The 26429-nt window shown below is 60.5% G+C and carries 9 protein-coding genes; 8 read left to right on the top strand and 1 reads right to left on the bottom strand.

Going from position 1 to position 26429, the window contains the following annotated elements:
• Positions 1-20: 20 nt before the first annotated feature.
• The gene (locus WJU23_RS10290) at positions 21-920 is read right to left on the bottom strand and encodes a phosphatidylserine decarboxylase (protein ID WP_346332473.1); all 900 of its coding nucleotides are present in this window, start codon (positions 918-920) and stop codon (positions 21-23) included.
• Between the two features lie 79 nt (positions 921-999).
• Here WJU23_RS10290 and WJU23_RS10295 point away from each other — a divergent pair, with 79 nt between their 5' ends.
• The 8 genes from WJU23_RS10295 to WJU23_RS10330 all read left to right on the top strand — a co-directional run bounded on the left by WJU23_RS10295 (position 1000) and on the right by WJU23_RS10330 (position 26414).
• Positions 1000-1767, top strand: a complete 768-nt coding sequence (locus WJU23_RS10295) for a hypothetical protein (protein WP_346332474.1) — start codon at positions 1000-1002, stop codon at positions 1765-1767.
• Positions 1768-2252: 485 nt separating this feature from the next.
• Positions 2253-3188, top strand: coding sequence for a hypothetical protein (locus WJU23_RS10300; RefSeq protein WP_346332475.1), 936 nt, complete (start codon positions 2253-2255; stop codon positions 3186-3188).
• Between the two features lie 47 nt (positions 3189-3235).
• Positions 3236-6139, top strand: a complete 2904-nt coding sequence (locus WJU23_RS10305; protein WP_346332476.1) for a LamG domain-containing protein — start codon at positions 3236-3238, stop codon at positions 6137-6139.
• A gap of 41 nt (positions 6140-6180) precedes the next feature.
• On the top strand, positions 6181-17601 hold the full coding sequence (locus WJU23_RS10310) for a hypothetical protein (protein ID WP_346332477.1): 11421 nt from the start codon (positions 6181-6183) through the stop codon (positions 17599-17601).
• Positions 17582-20506, top strand: coding sequence for an Ig-like domain-containing protein (locus tag WJU23_RS10315; protein ID WP_346332478.1), 2925 nt, complete (start codon positions 17582-17584; stop codon positions 20504-20506). Before WJU23_RS10310 ends, WJU23_RS10315 begins: the two co-directional genes overlap by 20 nt.
• A 17-nt stretch (positions 20507-20523) precedes the next feature.
• Positions 20524-21474, top strand: coding sequence for a peptidyl-prolyl cis-trans isomerase (locus tag WJU23_RS10320; protein ID WP_346332479.1), 951 nt, complete (start codon positions 20524-20526; stop codon positions 21472-21474).
• A gap of 8 nt (positions 21475-21482) precedes the next feature.
• Complete coding sequence (locus WJU23_RS10325) at positions 21483-24671, top strand: immunoglobulin domain-containing protein (RefSeq protein WP_346332480.1); 3189 nt, start codon at positions 21483-21485, stop codon at positions 24669-24671.
• A gap of 207 nt (positions 24672-24878) precedes the next feature.
• Positions 24879-26414 (top strand): YifB family Mg chelatase-like AAA ATPase, encoded by a 1536-nt coding sequence (locus WJU23_RS10330; protein ID WP_346332481.1) that lies wholly within the window; start codon positions 24879-24881, stop codon positions 26412-26414.
• Positions 26415-26429: the final 15 nt, after the last annotated feature.

Consider the following 26429-nt stretch of genomic DNA (forward strand, 5'->3'; position numbering starts at 1 on the left):
TAGCCCCTCCGATACGGTCGTCAGACCCGCCAACCAGCCACATCCCCTACCCTGGCATACACCTCACGGCCGACGGCGCTGTTCTCCACCAGGTCCTCGCAAAAGCGGATCCGGCCACGCTCAAAGAGCGTGATGAAGCAGGAGCCGCCAAAGCGGAAATAGCCCTTTTCATCCCCTTTCCGCACCGGAACGCCCGGCTGCGCGGTATGCACCACGGTGCCCACACAGGTGGCTCCGACCTCCAGGAGAGTGACCAGTCCAAAGTCCGGCGTGCTCAGCCGCGTCACATAGCGTTTGTTCTCCCAGAACAGGCTGGGGCGTTTCATGAAGGCGATTGGGCTGACCGAATAAAGCGGGCCATTGATCAGCCGGGGGGTATCCGGCGTGCCATCACAGGGGAAGTGAAAGCGGTGATAGTCCGTCGGGCAGAGGCGTGAGATGAGAACGCTGCCGCCTTCATACCTTTTGGCCAGCTCTTCGTCCCGCAACAAGGCAGGCAGATTGAAGCGCACTCCTTTGACAAAAAAATCCGGTCCCACCGTCACATCCGGGATCACAAAATGCCGTCCGTCTGCCGGAAGGGCCACCGCTGCCGCCTCCTCCACCACGGGCCGGGCCTCCGGCTTCAGCTTTCGGTAGAAAAAGTCATTGAAGCTGCCGTAGCTCTCCACCGGCTCTGCGAATTCTCCCACGTCCACGCCATACTGCTGGATGAAGGGGCGGATGCGCGCCGCACTCTTGGGCGCATCCATCTGCCGGCCATACCAGTCGGAAAACAAGGCTCGCTTCACTAGCCCGTGCAGGGCCACCTTTCCCAGGGCATTTTCATAAACGAACCGCAGCGGTCCCTCCCCATACACGGCCTCCGTTTCCAGGCGTTGGGTCAGGCGGTTGTAGAACTGGATGGGCTGGGCTGGCATCTGGATTCTACGTTTCCCCACCCTGGGGCGGGAGGCAAATGCCTGTTGGCCCCCGCCCCACATTGGGGCATGGTATCCCATGGCTGAGGAAACCCCACCTCCAACCGCGCCCCCGCATGCAAACCGGCCCTCCGGCTGCTTGCGCTTCTTGGGCATCCTGCTGCTGCTCCTAGTCGTCGCCGGGGGTGTCATCGCCTGGAAATTCATGGATACGGCGCGGGAAGGACTCGCCTGGATGGGGGAGACGCTGGTCACCCAGGATATCAATGTCACCTTCCGCCAGTCCGTGACGGAGATTGTTTCGACCAAAGGAGACATCCTGGAGGTGGCCACCATGGAGACGGATGAAACGGTGACCAACTACGACATGAAGACGCTCTTTGACCGTACGGTCTATTTGGGCACCACCATCTCAGAAATCCGGGTGCCGGTCGTTTACAGGTATCACATCAAGCTTTCGGATGAATGGAAGCTGCGTGTGGATGAGGGAGGCCAGTGCATCGTCCACGCTCCCGCCTTAAGGCCTTCCCTGCCCCCGGCCATCCGCACCGAAGGCATGGAAAAAAAATCAGAAGCCGGGTGGTTCCGGTTCAATGCGGCTGAAAATCTGGCAGCGCTGGAAAAGAACCTCACCCCCACACTGGAAAAACGCGCAGGCAACCGCTCCCACCTGAATCTGGTGCGCGAATCCTCCCGCAAATCCGTCGCCGAATTTGTCAAAAACTGGCTGCTCCAGCAGACCTTCACCCCGGCCAGCCAGGTCAAAAGCATCACCGTCATCTTTCCCGATGAAATCCCTGCCCAAGGGGAACCCAGGCCTTTCCCGCCTACGGTGCTGATGCCTTAAACGGCTTTGACAGTACACGCGTTGAGGTGGAAATCGAATCTTACGACAGTGATGGCACAGAAAAGATGTCCATTGTGGGGGCTGCCGGATGTGATGGAATAAAGCAGACTCCTATTGTGACTTTAAGATCCTGCACCGAAATTTTCCAGTTTAAGCTTGTCTAAGAGACGCCCCTGCTTTTCTATACATACCATAAAAATCTCGTGCTCCGAGTTCACATTCCCAACATCTCCTTTTCAGGATATGCGGAGGTTGCAAGGCAGTCCCTGATATAAAATGACACGACTGGTTTGGTTCAAAGGTCACTCCAGGCCTGAAGCAAATTTTCAGACAGGCTGCCACCTTCTTATGCATTTTCCGCCATGAATCTTTCTTTTCCAGCGTCCCTCTCCCTCTCTCCTTGCGCCTGTCGAAAAACCTTTCAACAGGCTGCGGGTTGGGCCGGAGACCTGGTAAAGGCGGCCGCCCGAGGAGCCGTTTTACTAATGATTTTACACGGTGGTGCTTTTGGCGCCGAGCGCACTCAGGAATTCCAACTGGTGGCCGGATGGAACGCCATTTACCTGGATGTAGACCCTGCAAATGATGCGGTGGCGGCGAATTTTCAATCCGGGCTGGTGGATGTGGTGGCGCGTTATTTCATCCCGAAGACGCCGGTGCGGTTCATTGAAGACAGCCTGGAGGAGCCGTGGAACACGGCGGGATGGTCTGTGTGGTATGCGCCCTCCCGGGAGGAATCTTTCCTAAACAGCCTGCATGCGGTGCATGGCGGGGCGGCCTATCTGGTGCATGCGGTGCAGGCCGGCACCCTGACCATCCAGGGAGAGACGATCCTGCGGCCGGTGAACTGGAAGATGAATTCCTTCAACCTCACCGGCTTTCCGGTGGAGACTGCTGGGCTGACGTTTGCGCAGTATTTTGCGGGGTCGGGAAACCGGATCGGCACGCGGGTTTACCGCCTGAATAACGGGAGCTGGCAGAAGGTGACGAATCTGACAACGACGCAGATCCGGCCCGGAGAGGCCTATTGGGTCTATTGCGAAGGGAGCACGGACTATGCGGGGCCGCTGTCGCTGGAACTGGCCGGGACGGGCAGCATCAACTTTAATGCCCGGAGCGGCGTGACGACCATCCACCTGCGGAACCAGGTGAATACACCATTCACCGTGCAGGCAAGCATTGAGGCCAACACCGGCCTGCCGCTCTACCATCAGGTGGTGGATTTTCAGGAGTTCACGGCGGAGTCGGCGCTATTCAACGGCAGCTTGCCGCTGGGCACGCTGGCCCCGGGGAAAACGACTGCCCTGCGCCTGGAACTGAGGGCGGAATTTCTGGAGGAGGCGGGTGGATCCGCCATCCTCAAGCTGGCGGCGAGCAATGGTGTCGTCCTCCGTGTGCCCGTCCGCTATCAGGCGGATTAATCTCTGCTTTCGCTGCTGCCCCTGCCTGTCTGCCTTTTTTATCTATCATGAGCCTTTCTGCTTATCATCCTCCGGCGGCTGCGTGCTGTCTTGCGCACATCAGGAGAAGCCTGCCCGGTGTACTCTTCATCCTGCTGGCAGCAGCCGTTTTTCCAACAGGCTTGCTTGCCCAGGCCCCGGCTGTTCCGCCTGCGAATGTGCCCACTAATGCCCTCCAGTTTAACGGCCAGCGTGCGCAAGGCGTGGAGATTCCTGAAACGACGCCTTCCCCTTACAATGTTGAACAGGCTCTCACGATCGAGGCCTGGGTGAATGTGACCTCATGGACCAAACGCTTCCAGGCGGTGGTGACGAAGGGGGATGCCTGGGGCCTGGTGCGTGCCGATGCGCTGCCGCGGCTGGCGTTTCGTACAAAACTCCCGGGAGAAGGGGAGGGATTTCACGATCTGGTGAGCACGGTGGATTTTCCGCTGGGACAATGGACGCACGTGGCGGCCGTCTGGACCAGCTCGCGGAAGCAGCTTTACATGAACGGTGAGCTGGTGGCTGACGCTGCCTTCTCGGACGGAGTGACGACGAATACTTTCCCGGTGATGATCGGGGGTGATGCGCAGTATCCTGACCGCACACTCAATGGCATCATTGACAGCGTCCGGCTCTGGTCTGTCACGCGCACGGCCAACCAGATCAAGCTGTACCGGGCGGAGAATCTGAGGGGCAGCGAGGCAGGGTTGACCGGAGACTGGCGCTTTAATGAAGCCGCAGGTTCTGTGGCGGAAGATGACTCGGCAGGAAACCGGGATGCGACACTGCGGGCTGGCAAACCGGCTTCCGGGACCGGCATCCTGCCGCAGCGGGTGAACGGGCTGGCCCTGGCTGCGCCTTCCGGCGGAAGTCTGGCGGTGTATTTTAACAACAGGACGGTCCAGTTCCCTTCCGCTCTAGGAGCACCGCCGGTGGCCACTCTTCAGCACGTGGAACTGCCAGGAACTTATGATTTCGCCAGCGGCCTGACGGCGGAGATGTGGATCAAACCTCAGGCCCTGCCTGAAGTGGGCAGCGGCTATGTGGCGGTCCTGTCCAAGGGGGAGGCCGCCTGGGAAGTGCGCTACAGGGACACTGGAAAAGTCACCTTTTACACCGAGGGAGTGCAGTCCAACGTGCCAGAGGGGGACGTCCAGGAGCTGATCAGCAAAACGCGTGTGGAGCCCAATGTGTGGACGCATGTGGCGGTGGTGTGGGACCCGGTGGCGAAACTGAAGAGCCTGTATATCAATGGCACGCTGGACTCCAGTACGCCTGCTGAAGGAACCCTGGGACAGACGGTGCTGCCGCTGACGGTGGGCCTGCAGCCGGGGGCCACGGTGCCGCCGAACGCCTACTTCGGGGCCGTGGATGAGCTGCGCCTGTGGAGCATCGTGCGGACCGGGCAGGAGATTTTAAATAACAGCCCGCTGGGGGTGAACGGAACGGAACCGGGCCTGACCGGTGTGTGGAGCTTTGACGAAGCTGCTGGAACGACGGCAGTGGAAAGCTCCGGCCGCTCAGCCGCAGGGCAGCCTTCGGCGGACATGTCCTCTCTGAACCGGGTGGACGGTGTGGCGCTGGGAACCCCGCGGCTGGCCAGCTACACGGTGGATTTTAACGGCTTAAACCAGTATCTGACCATCGCCAACGCCCCGGCCCTGAACGGGTTCACCAATGTGACACTGGAGGCCTGGATCAAGCCGCTGGCACCGAAGTCCCCGGACATGATGATGATCTTCCGCAAGGGCGAAGCGGGTTATGGACTGGCCGTGGATGCGGACATGTACCTGCGTTACATGGTGAGCGGGAACGCACTGAAATCCACTGCCAAGGTCACGCAGGGAGTCTGGAACCACGTGGCCGCCGTCGTGGATGCCACGGCGGGAACGACAACGTTTTACATCAATGGAAAACCCGCAGGCTCCTTCAATTCCACCGTCATCCCGCAGAGCACCGGAGCGCTGTGCATTGGAAAAACGGGAGGCACGGTGCTGTCGCACTTTTTCCATGGCGGCATTGATGAAGTGCGCATCTGGAACAGCGTGCGCACGCCGACGGAGATCCTGCTGCTGGCCTTCAGCGAGCTGGGCGGCCTGACGGCCGGTCTGGCGGGACACTGGTCATTCACGGAAGGCAGCGGCAGCACGGTGGCTGACAATGCCGGTAACAAAACCGCCACGCTCTCCGGACTAACGGGAAGTGTGTGGAAAGCCGGGCCGATTTTCCCACAGGTGACCACGCTGCCTGAAGGACTGAACCTGACCCAGAATCCCCGGGCCGCCGGTCTGTGGATCGGCGAGGTGGTCCTGAGCCATGTCAATGAAGTGCAAAAGGCGGTGAACGGTGCTGCGGAGGCGGTCTCGCCAACGGGCAAGGAAGCGACCATCCGCATCTTGCTGCATGTGGACGCCTCCGGCCAAGTGCGGCTTTTGAAGGATCTCATCGTAATGCAGACCCAGGCGCAGGGGGTTCCGCTCCCTCCGGCTAGGCCGGTGCTTGTGACGGACCCGTCCAAAATCCATCTGTATGAAGGGGTAGTGCGCAGGAGCGGCAAGAGGGTGGGGCTGCGCTATTCCACCGTGGCTTTTGACTTCCCTGGATTCGAAATGACGATGATTGGCGGCATTGGGCCTGGAGCGGCCTGTGGCGGACGGATTGACATCGCCAAAAACGCGCCGACGAACCCTTACCGGCACAAGTTCCATCCGGACCATGGAGAGGGCTTTGACATCATCCGCGTGTTCAGCCTGGAATTTGACGGCGTGCCTGCGGACCCGTTGAAGGCGGCCCCTGGATACGGGGTGGACCGCATCACCGGTGTGTACCGGGAATCCATCGCCGGACTGCATAAAATCACGCTGAAGACCGAGGGAATTGTAACCCTGAACCGGATCAGCACCGTGCCCACTTTGAACGCTCCGTAATCATGCTCTGCCAACTGACTCCCCTCCTCCGGAAACCCCGGATGCTCCTGCAGCTTCTGACCGGGCTGTGCCTGTTCGCCTCCTCGGGTGCGATCCTGGCACAAAGCGGTCCGCGACCGTATTTGCAACAGCTCGGCACCGATGAAGCGGTCCGGGGCGTGACGGTGGCCCGCAATGGCCACACCTTCATGCTGCTTTCCAGCGGCCAGCTCATCGTGGCCGGTCCGGACCAGATCGTCCGTGCTCCGATTGAGCATCAGGCGCTGGCCAATCCGCGCGGGATCGCCACCTCGCCGTCCGGTGAGTTTGATGACACGATGGTGGATCTTTATGTCATCACTGACACGGCGGTGAACAAGGTCAGTTACAACACGGAGACGCGGGAGCTCTCCCCGCTTGTGCTGTTCAGCTTTCCCTTTCCCACCAGCCCGGTTCATGAGCCGGTCGCCATTACGGTGGCACCCAACGGCACCGGAGGGGTGGCCGGAGGGATCTTCGTCAGCGGACATAAGAAGGCCGGGACGGTTGGCGCGCCGCTGGCCCAAAGAGCCTTTTTGATGAAGTTCGACACCTCCCTGGTGCAGCAGGGTTCCACGCGCGAATGGGGTGTGCCGACGTCTTTTGCGGCAGGCACCCGGGTATCCAGCGGGGAGAACAAGGTCCATGCCATCACGGCGGATCCGGACGGCAATGTCTATGTCTCCGCCCAGTGGCCCTCCGTCAGGTCCACCCAGATCGTCAACTTTTTTGACTTCTACACCCGCTCATCCATCTGGGGTGTCACGGATTCTGCTGTCGGCCTCGCCGGGGTGGCGGGGGCTCCCACGGTGCAGACATCCATCGGCCAGTACTCCCGAACCATTTTCTTCATCGGCATCCCTCTCTATTCGCAGACTTACAACATCGGCGCAGATGCAGAAAACCGGACGGGTTACGTGGTGAAGTTTAATTCTTCCCTGGCCCCGTCAAGATATACCCACACCACCGGGCAGGTTCCGTTCCGTGATTTCTGGGCGGTTGGAAACTTTGCGTCCAACGTCTCCCAGATGACAGACCTGCGTTTTGGGGCGGACGGTTTTTTGTATGCCACGGGCAACTGGCAGGGATACAGCGACTATGGCAATGAGCAGACCGTCGGGACATCGTCCAACATTCATGTGCTGAAGTTCAATTCCAGCCTGGTGCTGGATAAACGTGCCAAAGCAACCGCGACGGGCTCGACGCACCCGGCGTATTCCCTGGATGTGGCCCCGGACGGGAAGGTGTATGTGACCGGCGTCACCGAAGATAGCTCGACACTTTTCACCGACACGGACGGAACGACGACAGACATCACTCTGGGCGGACGGGGCATCTTCATTGGCCAGCTCAACAGCAACCTCGGGTGGACGAGTGTGAAAAAGTCCAATTCGCCCGCGCCTGCTGCGCTGCGGCCAGCCATCCTGAGATGGAATCCGGAATCCAATCATGCGCAGGTGGTGGGTACTTTTACCACAGGCCAGCTCAGTTTGGGTAATCCCAGCCGTCCTGCCCTGGTGCCCACAGGGGCTGTGGCTGGAGACGTGAACTACTACGCGCTGGCAGGCGCGGACGGGGAGCTGATCAACCAGATCAACGTGGTGGTCCGGTCCGAGTTTGTCCTGGGCAGCCAGATTCTGACCCGGCTGGGTGACAACCCGGCCATCCCGCTGACCAACTTTGACCCGGTGACGCGAGAAGGCACGGTCGGTCTGCTGAGTGATGCTGCCGGTGCCGCCGTGACCATCACGGTGCCACAGAACGTGTATATGAATGCCCAGGGAGCCCAGGTGTTTCCCGAGTTTCAGAATGGCAACGAGGTCGCCCCGCCGGAGGCGGTGTCCCGCCACAAGTGCACGGGCTTTTCCGTTTCAGGCGAAGCCACCACCGGGGCGACAAACACCTACACCTTCGCCGTCAGCACGGATACCAAAGTGATCTTCAACTGGCAGAGCGAGCACGCGCTGCAGGTGTTCTCCTCCGTCACCAGTGACCTGGGGCTGCCAGGCTCGACAGCGGCGCTGGGAGATCCGCAGCCCACGGTCAACAAGCACTGGTATCCGGCCAATGAGCCCGTGACTGCTTTCATTGACAATGCGGCAATGGACTATTCGGTTTATGGGAAACGCTACCGGGTGACCGGATTTGATGCGACCGGTTCCATCCTGAAAAGAGACTCCGGCGGTGCGCTGCCGCCGCTGCCGCCAGGGCGGGTGCTGAGGACCATCGTCGGGACCATCGGGGCGAACGGCACAACGGTCACACCCACACAGCCGGTGCCATTGCAAAAAGGCTGGGTGGTGAAGGGTCCTGGGGTGGCCGCAGACACCACGATTGTGTCCATCGTGCTACTGGGGGACAATGCTACCAGCTTTGAGCTGTCCAAGTCTGCCACGCCGGGGACGGATGTGAAGCTGACTTTTGAAAACACCAAGATCCAGGTCACGGTGGGTTCCACCCTGGTCCAGAACACGACATCGGCGACGCTGGCGGTTCCGACGGGGGTGCAGCCCGGATGGCAGGTGTCCGGTCCCGGCATCGCAGAAGGCACCCTGGTGTCCACGGTGGCCAGCTCGACCCAGCTCACCCTTTCCAAACCCACGGTGCCACTGAGGCGGACGGCGCGGACAACCGCCCCCCAGCAAATGCCGGAACTGACGGTTCCCACCGTGCTGCAAGCAGGCACCACGAGCGCCACCATCGAGGGTGTTTCCCAGGTAGCGGTGGGCATGCAGATCACACCCGTCGCCAACAAGATCGGTGCGGGAACGCTGGTGAATGCGGTCACGGACGATGTGACCACCATTTCAACAACATTGACCAACGGGAGTGCGGAAGCGACCGTGCCATATCGCGATTTCCTGCCGGAAGGCACGCCGGTGAGCGGCTCGTTCATTCCCACCAATACGATCCTGCTGGCGACGGAAGGAACGGGCGTGACGATCAATTCGACTCTCAGCAGCGGCAACGATGAGGTGCGTATCCCCCCAACTCACGTTCTGGTCTCCGGCATCCCTGTGACGGGCCCGGGCATCCCGTCGGGGACCACACTGGTCAGCAGCGCCGATGACAACACCAGTCTCAATGGATTGATCCTGGGAGGCAATGCCAATGTCCGCACCACGGTGAGTGCAGGCACCCCCATTACGGTCGGAGCCGTGCTCAACAGCAGCGCGTTTTTCCTGGCCGGAACGGCCGTCACAAACAAACAGACCATCCAGAATACAAGGACGGCCACTTATGCCTCTGGGATCAACTCCATTACTTTGGTTCCGGATGCCAACCCCCTCCGCATTGGAGATGTGGTGACGGGGACCGGCATTCCTGCCAACACGACAGTGACCTCCATCACGGGGAGTATCATCACTCTGTCCAATCTCACGACTGCGGCCGGCACGGGAGCAAGCCTTACTTTTTCCTACATCCAGCTCACGATGAGCAATGCGGCGTTAGCCGGCACCCCCAGCACAGACGCGTCATTGACTTTCACCCTGGCCAAGATCCTGACGCTTTCGGCGTCTGCAACAGTGACCGGCCAGCAGGACCTGAATTTCATCACCACGCTGAAGCTGACTCTGTCCAATGCAGCGACGAGCACGGCAACGCCGACCCTCTCCTACATTCTGACCCGGACGCTGACCCTGAGCCAGGCGGCATTGGGCGGGGCGGTGGCCAACACGGCTGAGCCGCTGGTGTACGCTTTTCCGCCGGATGGCACGGCCACGACGGTGCGCCTGAGCAGCGTGGAAGGCATTGTGCCGCAGATGCAGGTGAGCGGACCCGGCATCCCAGCCGGCACAGTGGTCAGCAGCGTGCAGGCACCCAGTACGATTCTGATCTCCCAGGCACCAACCCAGACGGGCTCCTTCATGCTGGATTTCTTCAATCCCACCCCGCAGATCACCTTTTTCTCCAACTACGGCAGCTATGCGTTTTACGATCAGAATGCGCGCCAGCAGGTGCCTCAGTGGATCATGAGCGGGCCCGCTACGGTGACCTACCGCTGGATCACCCAGTTTCATGTGATGGTGAGCACCTCCGTGACGACGGCGCAAAACCTGCCTGAAGTGCGGCAGGACCCGGAAGTGCCTGTGCCGGCGGACCAGCCGGGATATGGCGCCGGGGAGCACTGGTTTGACATTGGCTCACGGGTCAATATTGGCGGCAGGTTTGGCGGCGGCACCAACTCCCGCGAGCTGAAGGGCTGGCTAAACGCCACCACACCGCCGTTTTCAACGGACAAGGGAGCCTTCAACTTCGCCACGGATCCCAACGTGGCCATCCCCTCCGGCGGCACGCGCGGGAGCCCGGGTGCCTTCTTTTATGTGCCGGTGGACAGCCTGGAGTTCCCCATCCGGGTGCTATGGGACTACGGCGGCACCATTCACCGCGTGCTCACGCAGATCGGCAATGCAGTCTCCTTTGATTCCACGGCTCCTCCGCTCACGGGGCCTGGCACCACCGTGGGAACCCCGCTGAATGTGGCGCTGAATTTCCCTCCGGACCGCGGCCGGGTGGTGGAAGGGCCCTCGGGAAGCTCGCCTGACCAGATGTTCATCTGGGACGCTCTGGCCAAGAAAATGTATCCCTTGCGGCCGGGCAAGACCCTCTATGAATACGGCAGCGAGGAGGACCCGGTGATTGTGGAGGTGTCCAGCGAATATCCAGCGACGTTTATTTCGCACATCACCCATCCGGATCTTCCGGGCATCAACCTGGACCCGAACAGCACCGACAAGATCGCCTGGCAGCAGCTCGCCTACAGCTCCGGTGATGCCACGGCCGAAGGCGGCCAGTTCATCTCCCGGCAGACGGGGAAGGCGGTCATCCTCTTCTCCCAGCGGGACAGCCTGGACCCCAGCTCCGCCAATGGCAATCTGGAGAAGGAAACCCTGGTGGTGAAAGTCGTGGAAACCCGGCAGTGGGACGAGGTGCTTGGCACGACGCCTGCGGTCAGCGCCGAGATCGGCAAAAGGCTGACGCGCCTCCTGCCACCACCGACGAATGATGTCCTGGACACAGGGTTTGTGGTGCATAAAAACGCGCGGTATAACGCGGCCATTTATGACCGCACGCTGACCGTCGGCTCCGGGCCGATCATTCCGGTGAACCAGCAGTTCACCACCTTCCCGGAAGACGAGCTGGTGGTCATCTGGTTTGACAAGCCGGATGCGGCCACGGGCATTTCCTGGACGCACAGCATCCAGCGCTTTGAGCCGCAGTGGCCGCTGGATCCGCCGCGAATCGTGATGGCCAGCCGCCTCGGATCCGAAGGCAAGGATGCGGACGGGGATGACCAGCTGGTCTTCACCCAGGACAAGCACGCCAATGTCATCATCTACAACCAGCCGGACCGTGAGCTGCCCGGTTATAACCCGAATGAGGAGCATGCCCTCATCGCCCCCTCTTTGAAACTCCAGGATGAGGCGAATCCACCGCCTGCCGCCTATGCCCTGCAGACCGGGGCGCTGAACGTGCTGGCGACGGATGAGACCTATACCTCGCACCCGTATGTCCTGGTGCAGTATAAGGATGTGGAAGCGGATGAGGATAAAATGCAGGTCTATACCATCCAGGGAGAGGATGCATCGCGGGAGCTGAACCCGTGGATAGACCCGCGCAACCAGCGTGCGTATAACTATACGTTCGATTATACCATGACGGTGGCGGAGCCTGTGCAGCCGCCGTATCCGCTGGCCCGGGTCATCGGTCTGAACCCGCCGCCGGATACCTTCGGGGTGAATACCAGCCCGTCGCGCATTTACTGGGAGGACTATAACGGGGTGCCCTATGCAGCGGGCAAGGGTGCCTTCAGCAGCTTTTACTATTACCGGATGAACGATACCTTCTGGCACGGCGAAGGGGAGGACGCGGTGCCTGCAGGTACGCCGATCCCGTTCGGCTTCGCCAGCGATGAGCCGCTGATCCAAATCAAAGGCCGCATTGATCAGACGGCGGGCCTTGCTTACGCGTTTGAAGGCGAGCCTGACTTTGACGGGAGCAGCAATGCCCCGACCTTCAATGTGGGGGACCGTTTTGACATCCAGGTGGGTGCGGCTACGGAGGTGGTGACGGTGACGATGGCGGGTCCAGGACCGGAGGATTTTGTGCAGAGTGTGGCGACGGCCTTCCCGGACGGGCAGGTCTTCGCTGTGTATAATGTGGCGCAGAGCCGGCTGGAGCTGCTGGTGTTTGGCAGCGATACCATCACCGTCACTGACTTTAGGGACGGCAACGGCGGGTTCGTAATGGAGCAGGCGGGCATTCTGCCGCTGAGCTTTTCCGACGATGACATCACCCGGACAGTGACCTCCACGACCACCCGGCCGCTGGCCTTTGCTCCAGGCAGCAGCTTTGAAATCGACACGGGGCTTCCTGTTGGAAACAACACGGTGACCATCACCCTCGCCGGTTCCACGGCCGCGCATTTTGTCCAGGCGGTGAATGCGGCCTTTCCTGGCGGTGAGGTGACCGCCACGGTGGATGCGGACAATCACATGATCATCCGGGGGAATGACCTCCCGGCGCTGACCCTGACCGATGGTACCGGCAGCCCCCTGGCCATCGCCGGCATCACGCCGAAGACCCACTTTGAAGTGCAGGAGGTGCGTTACTTTGCCCAATGGCCGACGAACCCGCCCATCTTGAAAGCTGGGGAGACACTCACCTTCGCCGGCGGGGAATATCGCGCAGACAATCCGACGTATCCGGGGCTTCCGGGCGTCATCGGATGGGGGGTGGGCGAGGTCATTTTCGACTCGATGAACCCGACCATGCGCAGCACGGCAAGCGGCGGGCTGCCCAGTGTCTTCAGGGACTATACGGCGCGTTTGATCTCGCCGCTTGAGACCCGCGCAGTAACGATTGAAGATGAAGATGCGCTGGAGATCTCCGCAATCATCCAGCCAGCCTCCGGCCTTACGGAAGCCGCAGGTACAAAGTGGAAATTCACCACCTTGCCGGCCTCGCTGGCCCGGCGGCTGTTTTATGATCCGCTGTCCAAAGAGCTGGGGATGGTCGGTTATGTGAATGACAAGACGCTGGGCGACAGCACGCTGACAGCGGCCCCACCGCCGGTGTATGTGCTGGAGCCGAACATCATCACTCCTGCGGAACGGGCGGCCATGCTGGCCATCCCGGAACTGGAGACGAACGCCGCGTGGCGGGCGGCGGTGAATGAGCTCTATGCTTTCAGCCGCAACCCGAACGAGGTGACCCAGGGCGCGGCTGACATCGGACAAACTCCTTATTATGCGGGACTGACGCAGGCCTATCAGCGTGACAGCAGCACCGGGGAGATTGTTTATGATGCAGAGGGAGAGCCTGTGATGGAACCCAATTCGGCCATGCCGGCCAAAACCTTTGGCCCCGGCCTGGCCCTGGTGCCCGGACCGGCATTCATGGATCCGGACCGGCTCCTGCCTGAGAGTTATGTGACCCTGGTCGAAAACAACGACGAGGACATTGGCGGCCCGGTGACGCTGCGGGTGGTGAAGGTGGTGAAGAACAGCCGCTTCCGCGGAGCCATCAAGACCATCACCTCGGACAATGTCTTTTCTGAGCAGCTCACCATGCGACACAGCGGCGACTTTGGCGGGAATGCTGATGACCTGGTGTACCAGTGGTACTACCGGGAGGAAGACGGTACGGAGGCCCCGCTGCCGCCGGCCGCCGCCTGGAACCTGTATGCGGACGACAGTGACAATGAGCCGCGCGGTCTGGGCATGTATCAGATCGAGCTGAAGGGGAATCCCATCCTGCTGCTGGCCGACCAGCTTTTCTTCCTGCGCTACCGTCACAAGAATGAAGACCCTGCCGGAGGTCCAAACTCCACCAACTGGGCAGGCACGCAATGGGAAGAGTACGGCTCTGAATGGGCCGGGGCAGCCAACTCCCGTCCGGGTGCCTACCAGCCGCAACTGGCCATGGGCTGGGTGAAGCGTGTGCTGGACCGCATCAACCCCTATGAGGCGCGGTTTAACGACTTCCGCAACAACAGCGCCCCTTCCACTTATGTGAGCATGATCCTTCAGGCCGGGCAGCGTTATGAAGGGCCGGTGGCGCTGAATCCGGACAAGAATGTGGTGGAGAACGTCGGGCTGATCGAGCTCTACGGCACGGTATTGGACCGTGCCTCCGACCTCAGCATCAACCTGAGCACGCCGGTGGTCACGGGCGGCATTAACAACGCGCTCCTCCTGGCAGCCACACGGGTGACGGATCTTTACCTGCTGCTGGGGAATGAAGCCTATGCGGACTCTCTGGACCCCACCATCGGCTTTGGCTCCAACAGCACGGAGTATGGCCAGGCGGTGACGAACATCTTCTCCTTCCAGAACCAGCTTCCTAGCCTGCTGGATGAGGAGCTGGCCCTGCTGCGCGGCATTCCACAGAGCTATGGGCGACCCGTCTATAACCGGCTGTTCTGGAACTTCACCAAGAGCGAGGGCGAGGTGGCCTACGCGATGAACTACAACCTGACCGACATCAACAAGGACGGGTTCATCAACGAAAGCGATGCGATGATCTTCTTCCCGCAAGGCCATGGAGACGCCTGGGGGCATTATCTAAGCGCGATCAAGAGCCAGTATAACCTGCTGAAGCATCCTTACTTCAACTGGGTGTCCAGATCAGAGTTTTATAACCTGCTGGATGTCGTGGTCGCGGTGGATTATTACGATGAACGCAAGTTTGCCGATGCCGCCTCTGCCCGCGCCAAGGCCGGTGCGGAGATCGTGGACATGACGTACCGCTCCCGCTATGTGGAGGATCCGGACGGCCAGTGGCAGGGGTATAGCGATACGGACGCCGACCGCGCCTGGGGTGTGGACGGCTGGGCGAAAAGAGCCGGGCAGGGTGCGTATCTGGACTGGGTCACCGCGAATGCGCTGATCCCGGCTGAAGACACGGTGAAGACCGGTATCCAAAAGGTGGACCGGAGCACGGTCACCGCCATTCATAACGTATCCGCCCAACTGGCCAGGATCCAGGCGACGGAGGACAACTCCAGCGCCGGGCTTAATCCGCTAGGGATCTCTCCGGATGCGGTGCCGTTTGATTTTGATCCCGTGATCGCTGGGCCGGGTGGGCAGACGCATTTTGAGCAGATTGCGGCACGTGCGGAACAGGCCATCACCAATGCCTTCCACATCTTTAATCATGCCAATGAGCATTCCAACCGGCTACGGATGCAGGGGGTGGAGGCGCATGACTTTGCCAAGCAAACTTATGAGCAGGACCGGGATTACCGAAACCGGCTCATCGAGATCTTTGGCACACCTTATACCGGGCAGATCGGGCCTGGAAAGGCCTATCCGACCGGATACACCGGGCCGGACCTGGCCCTCCACATGTATGTGGACGTCAATGACCTGAGTGATGAAACCGTCCCTCCTCCGAACGAGATGTTTAAGGATGTCTGGGCTTCCTTCCCGCAAATGGTGGAAATTGATCCCCGGTCCTTCCAACTGGGCGTCACCAACCTGACCATTGAGGAGCAGTTCAAAGATGTGTTCAGCCATTACTTCCTGGCGGATGTGATCGAGGCAAAAGCTGACGGATTTGGCAACAAGATCTCGGATGCCTTCAGCAATGCCTCCAGGGAAACGGCGTATGGGAACATCACGGGAGTGACGAGTTACTTTAACGGCATGTCACTGGAGATGAACCTGCCCATCAGCGCCGCCGGGTACACCTTCAGGGCGCCTGAGGGCTGGGGATTCCGCCAGGCTCCGGGGGAGCTCCAGGCGGTCATTTCAGAACTGGTGCAGGCCCAGGCGGCCCTCGGCTATGCTGTGGGTGATTATGATTATCTGATTCTGGACATCCAGGCGGCTGCGCAGGCACTGAGAGCCCAGCACGGTCTGAGTTCGGCAAGCATCCAGGTGAAGAACTACGTGAGGGACGTGACCTTGGCCCTCAATCTGGTCATCGCCGGCCTGAACGTGGTATCGTCTTCCTTTGAGACGCAAATCAGCCTCACCAGTGATTTTAGCGATGCACTTGCCGAGTTCTTTCCAAAAGTCGTAGGCGTGGCAACAGATGCCACCTCGGCCGCACGTGGTGCCGCCAAGACGGGCGGTTTCATCTCGTCCACCGGTTTCACGGCTCTCAAGATCGCCACAGATACGATCATTGAGGGGATCGGGATCGCGCGGGATGACCTGGCCACCCAGTCTGACATCGCGATTGAGAAGCTCGGTTACGAACTGGAGATCCAGCAGAAGTTGAAGGAGATCGAAATGATGATGTGGAATGAGGCGGCACTCCGGGTGGATGTCTTCGCCAAACTGGAAGCGATGAGGCAAATTTCCGACCGCTACCGTTCTGTGCTGCAAAAAGGCCTGGCCCTGGTGGATGAGCGTGCAGACTTCAACCGCCAGGCGGCGGGGGCGGTGCAGCAGCTCCGCTATCAGGACATGGGCTTCCGGGTTTTCCGCAATGACTCCCTGCAGAAATACCGGGCGGCTTTTGACCTGGCTCAAAGGTACACTTACCTGGCGGCCAAAGCCTATGACTATGAGACGAATCTGGCACCTGATGATCCCGGTTCCTCACAGCCGATGCTCCAGGAAATCGTGCGGTCCCGCATGATCGGTGAATGGTACTTTGGCATCACGCCAGCCAGGGGCGGGGTGGCAGAGCAACTGGTGAAACTGCGGGCCAACTACGATGTGCTGAAAGGCCGCATGGGGCTGAACAACCCGCAGACGGAATCTAGCGGCTTCTCCCTGCGCAATGAGCAGGCGCGCACCAATGCCACCGGCTGGAAGCAGCTGCTGGAGAACAGCCGCAAGACGGATCTTTGGGAGGTGCCGGAGTTCCGGCGGTTCTGCCGCCCGCCGCAGGCACGCAGCCTCGGGAAGCTGCCGGGCATCGTCCTTGAGTTCAGTTCGGAAACCCTCTTTGGCCGCAACTTCTTCGGGCGTCCCTTGGGTGCTGGTGACACGGCGTTTAACCCGACCAACTTTGCCAACAAGATCATGGCAGCGGGCATTTCCTTTGACGGTTATCCTGTGGCCTCCCTGGCCGCGACCCCGCAGGTCTATCTGGTGCCTGCCGGGCTGGATGTGATGACGGTGCCTAACAGCCCGGACCTGCAGACCCGCTCCTGGACCGTGGTGGACCAGGCGCTGCCGGTTCCCTATCCGGTGAACAGCAGCAATCTGGCCAGCACCGACTGGATACCGGTCACGGACGGCCTCACCGGGCCCATGGCCGCCATCCGCCGCTTCTCCAGTTTCCGCGCGGGGATCACCGCGGCAGAGCCTCCCCTGGCGTATGACACCCGGCTGGCGGGACGCTCGGTCTGGAACACCAAATGGCTGCTCATCATTCCTGGCGGCTCCATGCTGAATGACGGGAACAAGGCCCTCGACCAGTTCATCAACCGCGTCACTGACATCAAGCTTCACCTCGACACCTATGGCTACTCCGGAAACTAAATCCCCCAGGCTCTTCGTCGCCGCGATGCTGGGGGCCATGGCTCTGCAGCCTCTCCATGCAGAGGTCCCCGAACCGGAAACCGTCTTCTACGGGAAGATCGTCAACCGCAGTTCAGGGCAGATGTATCAGGTGACCAGCGGCACCCTGCAAGTGACGGTGGCGGGGGAAGGTATCCCGGCGGTGGAGCTGACCTCCCAGATCCAGCCGCATGCGGATGGCAAATACTCGTATGTGCTGAAGATGCCGCACCAGGCGAAGTCCCTGGACCTGAACGTGGAAGCCGGGCAGCTGCCGCTGCACACTTCCGACCGGGGTTTTGAAAACATCAGCATCCGGGTGGATGGCCAGGTGGCCCGCCCGCTGGGCAGCAACAGCACTTTGTTTACTGCCTCCCAGCCCAAGCGTGGGGAGGCCCACCGCCTGGATCTGGAGGTCTTCACTGACCTGGAGGATACCGATGAAGACGGCATCCCGGACTGGTGGGAGGAGCTTTATGGCCTGGACAAACAGGACCCGCTGGACGCCGCCGAACGGTGGGGTGACAATTTTTATACGTATCGTCAAGCCTATGATCTGGGGCTGAATCCCCTGACGGATGATCGTGTGCCGGCTCTGCTGACTTCCGAAGTGCTGATCATGGAAAACGGCGCCACCGGGCTGCTGTTGCGCACCGTCGCCTCCACCAGCACGCCGGCCCAGATCGTCTATCGCATCACCAGTCTGCCGGATGGCGGAGATCTGGTTTTGCGCAATGCCCGGCCGGATCCTGTGCGCTCCCACCGGAAGCTGCTGGAAGGGGAATCCTTTTCCCAGGCCGATCTTGATGCCGGGCTGGTGGAGTTTATTCATGAGGATCCTACGGTGAGCACCACCGCGCTGGAAGTGGCCATCAGCAGCAGTGACCCGGAGATGGAGCCTGTGGAGGGAGAGGTGGCTTTTAATGTTTACCGGCCTGTTGCAGCCGAAGGGCGCGGGGGTGAAGCCTGGTTGAGTGAAACCTTTTCTTTGCGGAAGAATGACAGTGTCCTGGGCATCTGGACGCGGCGTGCCACGGAGGCCTTTGCCGATGACTGGACCGGGGGCGCGCTGCAGCAGGACTGGATCGCCGCTTTTCTTCTGGCGCGCTGGCATGGCTACACCGTCTGGGACGGCACAGCGGAAATGCCTGCGCGCAACATCGCCGTGCCGAGTGCCGGGATGTCGGCTGCGGATTATAAAAAGTCCTTCGTCAAGAGCTTTGGCCCGGCACGCAAGCACGTGCTTTTTGCGGGTCATGGCGAAAGCCGGATCGAGGGCGGCATGAATGATGATGTGCTCATCGCCGGCAACCTGAAAACTGCCCTGAAAGGCAACGCCGGGGCGGACATTTTTGTGGTCTCGGAAAACCAGACGACGATTGAAGACTACAAGTCTGCTGAAGGGGATCTCCTGGATCTGAGCCGCATCCTGAAGGGATGGCCCGGACCGCTGGATGAAAAGATGGAGATCAGTCTGAATGCCGGCAACACCTGGCTGACCTTCGCCCTGTCGGATGAGGATGAGGCAGTGGTCATTCTGAAAGGCCTCAATCTCACGGCCAAGCAGGTGGAGGCTCTCCGGAAGAAGGGCCGCTTCTTCAGCGGTGCGCAGGCCGGGGCTGCGCTGGCGACCAACCGTTCTCCAGAGGCGGTGGCCGATGAGGGTTATGTCGTTGCAGGCCAGCCGGTCTCCATCTCCGTGCTGGCCAATGACTATGATCCAGACGGTGATTCCCTGACCCTGTCCGGTGTCACCCAGGGAACCGCAGGCACAGTGCAGATTCTCAACAGCGTTGTGGTCTATCAGCCAGGACCTGGATTTGCAGGCTCGGATTCATTTACCTATACGGTGAACGACGGACGCAATGGAACGGCCACCGGCAAGGTGGCCATCTCGTATCCGTATCCTGCTGCCGCAGGCACCTACATCACTCTGGCGTTTGACACTGAAGGCGCACCCATCGGTCAGCTGACACTGACGCTGCTGCGCACGGGTCATTTTTCTGCGAAGCTTAACTTCGGCGGAATCAACTACGCGGGCAAAGGCGTCTTCGGTGCCAGCGGCGCTGCCTTGGTGACGCTGAAAGGCGGCAAAGGGACGGTGGATGTGGCGCTCACCATTGACCTGGGCGACCCGGAGTATCCGCTCACGGGCACTGTGACGGGTGGGACTCTCGCAGGCACGCTGGCCGTCTCGTTTGCCACTGCCAATGCCAGGCTGGCTCCGACGGTGATCAAGCGATATACCGTCATGGCGCAGCCACCGGAGGGTGACACGGCGTTGCGAGGGCACAGCATCGCGACGATGACCGTCTCCAAGACCTACATCGCCAAGATCGCAGGCAGGCTGGCCGATGGCACAGCCTTCACGGCGTCCAGCAAACAGGACAAGACGGGCGGCATCCACTGGACCCGCAAACTGTATAAAGGTGGCGGCTGGGTGCTGGGCCAGATGTCGGTGGCTGACAGCGGCGGGCAGGAACCCACGGCTGCACTGAAGTGGTCCAAACCGGACGGTGCTGAGCCCGCCTTTGTCGCCGCTCTGCCTGCGCAAATCAGCCTATACTTGCCGCCGACTGCGACCACCGTCAGCGTTTTCGATTTCCCCAATGGCACTGACCGGAAGGTGGACTTTGAGATGCAGGACGGAGGATTGTTGCTGCCTGTTGAGCAAGTGTTGACCCTTGGCAACAGTGACCGTGTCACGCCGGTGCTCCCGGTGAAAAAGCTGGCCATCAAACGGCCCAGCGGCCTGTTCACAGGTACTGCCCTCGTGGACGGGGCCTCGTATCCGGTTCAGGGGGTGATTCTTCAAAATGCCAATGCCGGGTATGGCTTCTTCCTCAACGCGCCCTCCTCGGGCTCTGTGAAACTGCTCCCCAAATGATGTGCCGGGTGATTCCAATGACAAGGGTTCTGGCCTTTGCCGCAGGTGCGGGACTGGTGGTGCTTACCGGCTGCTCCCGGCAGGCCCATGAAGAGGGGGCCGTGCTGGCGCGCGTGGGCGATGTGTCGTTGAGTGATGGGGATTTCAAACAGCTGCTCCAGCTTCAGGAACGCATCCGCCCCAATGAGACCGAGGCCGATCCGAAAGCGGTGCTGCAGGAATGGGTGGACCGTGAAGTGCTGGTGCAAAATGCCGTCAAGGCAGGCGTGAGGGAGGATCCCAAAGTGCAGGAAATGATCCGCGACCTGCTGATCGCCGAATACAAGCAGCGGCAGCTCGTGCCTGAGCTGGAGGCCGTGACGGTGACCGAAGAGGAGATCAAGGCTGCTTACGAAGAACAACAAAACCAATTCATCATGCCTGAACGGGTGAGGCTGGCGATCCTGTTTTTAAGCTCCTCTTCCCGGGCCGAAGGTGAGGATGCTTTGGCCCCCCGCAGGCGGTTGCAATCCGCCCTGGACATGGCCAGACAGGCTGAACCCGAGGCCAAGGCCGGTGCACGCAAGGACTTCGGCGCCCTGGCTGCCTCTTTTTCCGAGGACCAGGAAACCCGGTATCGTGGCGGGGACATCGGCTGGGTGGAGCGGGAGCGTTTTCCGGCACGGCTGGACCCGGTGGTGATCGAGACCGGGTTCGCCCTCACAGAGCCCGGCCAGTACAGTGATGTCATCATCGGCCGTGCAGGGTTTTATGTGGTGAAACTTTTGGACCGGAAGCCGGCCGCCCCGGTGCCGCTGGCGCAGGCCACGCCGACGCTCACGCATCAGCTGACCGAGAAGAAAAAAGCCCAAGTGCAGACCCATTTTGAGACCGGCCTCCGTGAGGGGCTGACTGTCGAGATTCACCCAGAGCGGCTCCAAGGCCTCCATGCGGCCATTGCCGAAAAAACCCCTCCATCCATTCCATGAGCGTATCCATGAAACTGTTTCTCCTCATCCTCGCCGGGATGTGCCACCTGCTGCCGGCCACGGCGGCAGGGGTCAACGTGCGTGAGGATTTTGAATCGAATGCGGGCGGCTTTACGACCAGCAGCCTGAACTCCTGGAAGTGGGGTGCGACCACCTCACCTGAAGGACCTGGGCAGGCGCACTCGGGCACACAGGTGTGGGGCACGAATCTGACTGGAAGCTATGCAGCCGATCTCAATGCGGACCTGCTTTCCCCCATGTATGACCTCAGCGCGGCGGCGGGCCAGCATGTGATCCTGCATTGGTGGCAGTTCCTTGTCACTGAAGAGATCTATGATTATGCCGAGGTGCAGGTCTCCAAGGACGGTGGTGGGACGTGGCAGACCGTGGCCGGGCCGCGGGATGGAGCGGTCAGCGCGGAGTGGCAGCAGCAGACGGTTCTGCTGGACCCTTCCTATGCGACGGCGCAGTTCCAGATCCGTTTCATTCTGGTCACCGACCACAGCACGGCTGAAGGCGGTTTTTTCATTGATGACATCCGCATCGCAACGGCGGAATTTGAGCCGGCGACTGCCGTTCAGGACTTTGAGACCGATGATGGCGGCTATGTGGCGGACGGCGTGAATTCCTCCTGGGAATATGGCACGCCTGTATCTGCCCCTGGCGGTGCCTTTTCCGGGGCTGCTGCCTGGGCCACGAACCTGAACGGCTTCTACAATGCCGATGAGGACAGCACCCTCACCTCCCCGGCACTGGATCTCTCCAGTGCTGCAGGAAAGCTGCTGGCCCTCAGCTGGCAGCAGTTTTTCGAAACCGAGGAAAACTATGACCTGGTGACCGTCGAAATATCCGCCGATGGCGGCACGGAATGGACGCCTGCCAGCACCAGCAGCGGTGCGCTGAGTACTGACGGCTGGATGCCGCAGCATGTCATCATCCCGTCCAGTTTTGCGACTTCGACCTTCCGGCTGCGCTTCCGGCTGCAAAGTGACGAGGCCTACCAGTATGCGGGCGTGGCCCTTGATGACATTTCCATCCTGGCGACCGACAGGCTGTTCCCCATCGCCGGCTCCTTTTCAAAATCTGCTCCGGAGAATTATCCCATCCAGTTTACCCGTGCCGGCTTTGCAGCAGCGTACACTGATCCGGACGGAGGTTTTCTGACGGAGATCACCGTTGTACAACTGCCTGCTGCCGGCGTGCTCAAGCTTGCCGGAGAACCGGTTGTTTTGAATACGGTCATTCCTGCGGACGGGCTGGACAGCCTGACGTATGAACCCGTTGCCGACAGCACCGGCACCTGGTCGTTCCAATACACGGCCCGTAATTTCTTTGCCGATTCGGAAGTCGCGACCGTGACCCTTAACATCCTCGGCCCGCTGCCGCAGATCGTCATTGCTGAAGACCCCCAGCCGGTGACGGTGAATCCCGGCAGCCCGGTGACCTTGACGGTCATCGCAGTCAGTTCCCTGGAACTGGACTACCAGTGGCGCAAAGGAGGCCAGGACATCCCCAATGCCAGGGAGGCAAGCTACACTCTGCCTTCGGTCACGGAAGATGATGAAAACACTTATGATGTCGTGATCACCAACACCGCTGATTCGAAGCCCAGCGGGACCGCTTTTGTCAGTGTGAACGATCCGGTCACCATCACCGGCCAGACGGGAGACACATCGGCGAATGAAGGCGGAGAGATTACGTTATCCGTCACTGCCACGGGCACCGGCCGTCTGGATTACCAATGGTATAAAGACGAAGAAGTCATGCAGGATGAAACCTTTCCCGAGTTGCACCTGGAGGATCTCGAGGACAGTGACAGTGCCATCTATCATTGCGTGGTGACCAACATCGTCGGGCCAGAGCCATCAGCCCCCATTGATCTGACAGTGAGGCTGGCTCCGCGCATTACCTCCAACCCTGTATCCATCGGCATTCAAAAGCTGCGCCCCGCCACTTTTGAGGTGACCGTGGAGGGTGCGGGACCCTTTACCTACCAGTGGTACAAAAACGGCTCCGCAGTCCCGGGCGCCACCGCTGCCATCCTGGTCATTGATGACCTGACGGAAGAAACCATGGGCCAATATACCGTGAGGGTCAGCAATGGCTGGGCTACGGCAGAGAGCGAGCCTGCGGAGCTGCAGGTGCTGTCCTGGCTGGATGTACGCGGGATTTATCAGGACGTGCTGGAACGGCCGGATGCACCTGTGGATGCCTCCCCCTACCCCGCCAGGCTGACGGTGACACTGACGGGTCTGGGCAGTGCAACTGCTGTGCTGACGTATGACGGGAGCACCCACCGGTTCGCAGGCAAGCTGGATTCGCAGCTCGTGATTGAGCGCAGCATTTCCCGTGGGAAACGCGTCCCGCTGGCGGTACGCATCCAGCTCGATACACTGGATCACACCATTGATGCGTCGCTTTCACTGACGGATGCCACGGGCCTGGTGCAGAGCAGCGGACTGCTGCCAAAGCATGTGTATGTGAAAAAAATCAACCCCGCTCCCCAGGAGGGACGCTATACGGTCCTGCTGGAGCCGGAAGAGGGAATTGTGGGTGCCCCATCCGCACCGGGTTATCTGACCGCCCAGGTCAAGCCCGACGGCAAAGTCACCCTCGCTGGAAAGCTTCCCAACGGAGCCGTTTTGACCAGCTCAGGATTCATTCATGACACCGGAAGACTGCCTTTCCACCGGATGCTGGGCAAGCTCTTTGGCGATGTGTGCGGCAGGCTGTCCATTGACCTGAATCATGAGGTGCCTCTTGTGCAGGGGGAACTGGCCTGGCGCCACCTGCCGAAGGTGAATTCCCCCTTGCTGCCAGAACCGTTTATCGCTGTGCTGGAGGCTGAAGGCTCCCTGTTTGTACGGCCTGCCGCTGGGCTGCCTGTGCTCACCCTCCCCTCAGGAGCCGAACTGTATGCGCTGTCCATTCAGGGGCCTCTGGCGGGTGGAGACATTTCCCGCTGGCTGCGGCTGACACCTCCGAACAAGGCCGTCATAGACCCCGTGACGGAGGCGAAGATCAAAATGACGCTCAACCGCACGACCGGCAAGGTCACCGGGTCCTTTGTGGACACTGGCACAGGCAAGCGGCTGCTCCTGGAAGGCGTCGTCAACCAGGGCAGCCAGTCCATGGGAGGTTTCTTCCGAACCCTTGAGGCGGCCGGTGATTTCCGGGTCATTCCCTGGCTGGAATAATCCCTCCGGCCTCAACTCCGGACAGCCTTGCCAGAGCGCAGGCCCTGAGACATTCTGTCTGCTGTGTTGACCCCGAAGACGGCAATGCGCCTCTGCGCATGGCTGGGCTATTGCTGGCGGGCTTTCCATCCCTTCACAAGACTTTTGGTTTTATGCGCACCAAAACGAAGCTTGCAGCCTGAGGGTCCATTTTTATACTGACCATTCATGGTCGCCCGTACCTACTCAGCCACCCTCCTCGGCGTTAATGCGATCGAGGTGGAAATCGAATCTTACGACAGTGGCGGCACACAAAAGATGTTCATTGTGGGGTTGCCAGATGCGTCCGTGAAGGAGAGCCGGGAGAGGGTGACGGCGGCCATTTCCTCCTGCGGGTTTGCGATGAATGATGGCGTGACGACGGTTAACCTGGCACCGGCGGATCTGAAAAAAGAGGGTCCGGGTTTTGACCTGCCCATCGCCATCTCCCTCATCGCCCACCGGGTGAAGATCCCCATTCCCATCCTGGCGGAGACGGCGATGATCGGCGAACTGGCCTTGAACGGGGAACTGCGTCCTGTGCGGGGACTGCTGGCCGTGGCCCTGGAAGCGCGGGCCAGGGGCCGGAAAAGGCTGCTGGTGCCGAAACGCGCCGCCATCGAGGCCAGCGTGGTGGCAGGCATTGACATCATCGGCGTCAGCCATCTGCGTGAAGTCGTGGAATATCTCAAAGGGGACATTGAACTCACGCCTGAACCCTGCCGGGCGACTGAGTTCTTTGCCGCCGCTGCCCACTACGACATCGACTTTGCCGACGTCAAAGGCCAGGGCGATGCCAAGCATGCCATTGAGGTGGCTGTCGCCGGCGGGCATAACATCCTCATGGTCGGCCCGCCGGGAACCGGCAAGTCCATGATCGCCAAACGCGTGGGCACCATCATGCCCGGAATGACAGAGGAAGAGGCCATCGAGACGACCAAGATTCACAGCGTGGGAGGCCTGCTGACGGAGCAGCAGGCCTTCGTGGCCACACGCCCTTTTCGTTCCCCCCACCATACCATCAGCGATGCAGGATTGCTGGGCGGAGGCACCAATCCTGGGCCAGGTGAAGTGAGCCTGTCCCATAATGGAGTGCTCTTTCTCGACGAACTGCCGGAATTCCGCCGCAGCACTTTGGAAGTATTGCGCCAGCCATTGGAAGACGGACGTGTGACGATTTCCCGCGCGGCAGGCACCGTCACATTTCCGGCTTCTTTTCTCATGGTCGCCGCCATGAATCCCTGCCCTTGTGGTTATTTCGGCGATACGAAAAGAGCGTGCCGCTGCGGATCGCCCATGGTGCAGCGTTACCGGCAGCGCATCAGCGGGCCTCTTCTGGACCGCATTGACCTGCATGTCGAAGTGCCGCTTGTGGACTTCAAAGCCCTGACGCGCACGGAGCCAGGCGAATCTTCCGCAGTCATTCGCAAGCGGGTGGAACAGGCCCGCGCCATCCAGTCGGCCCGTTTTAAAGGCTTCAAAGGCATCCACACCAACAGCGACATGTCCTCCCGGCTCATTAAAAAACATTGTGAGCTGGATGCTGAAGGCAGCGCCTTTCTGGAGCATAACATGGGCGAGATGAACTTCAGCGCCCGTGCCCATGACCGCATCCTGAAAGTGGCCCGCACCCTGGCAGATCTGAAAGGCTTGGAAAAAATTGATTCAGACAGCGTCCTGGAAGCCGTGAACTATCGTTCGTTAGACCGCAATCTCTGGAGCTGACCCGTGCGGCAGGCT

Source organism: Prosthecobacter sp. SYSU 5D2, from assembly GCF_039655865.1.
Classification (GTDB): domain Bacteria; phylum Verrucomicrobiota; class Verrucomicrobiia; order Verrucomicrobiales; family Verrucomicrobiaceae; genus Prosthecobacter.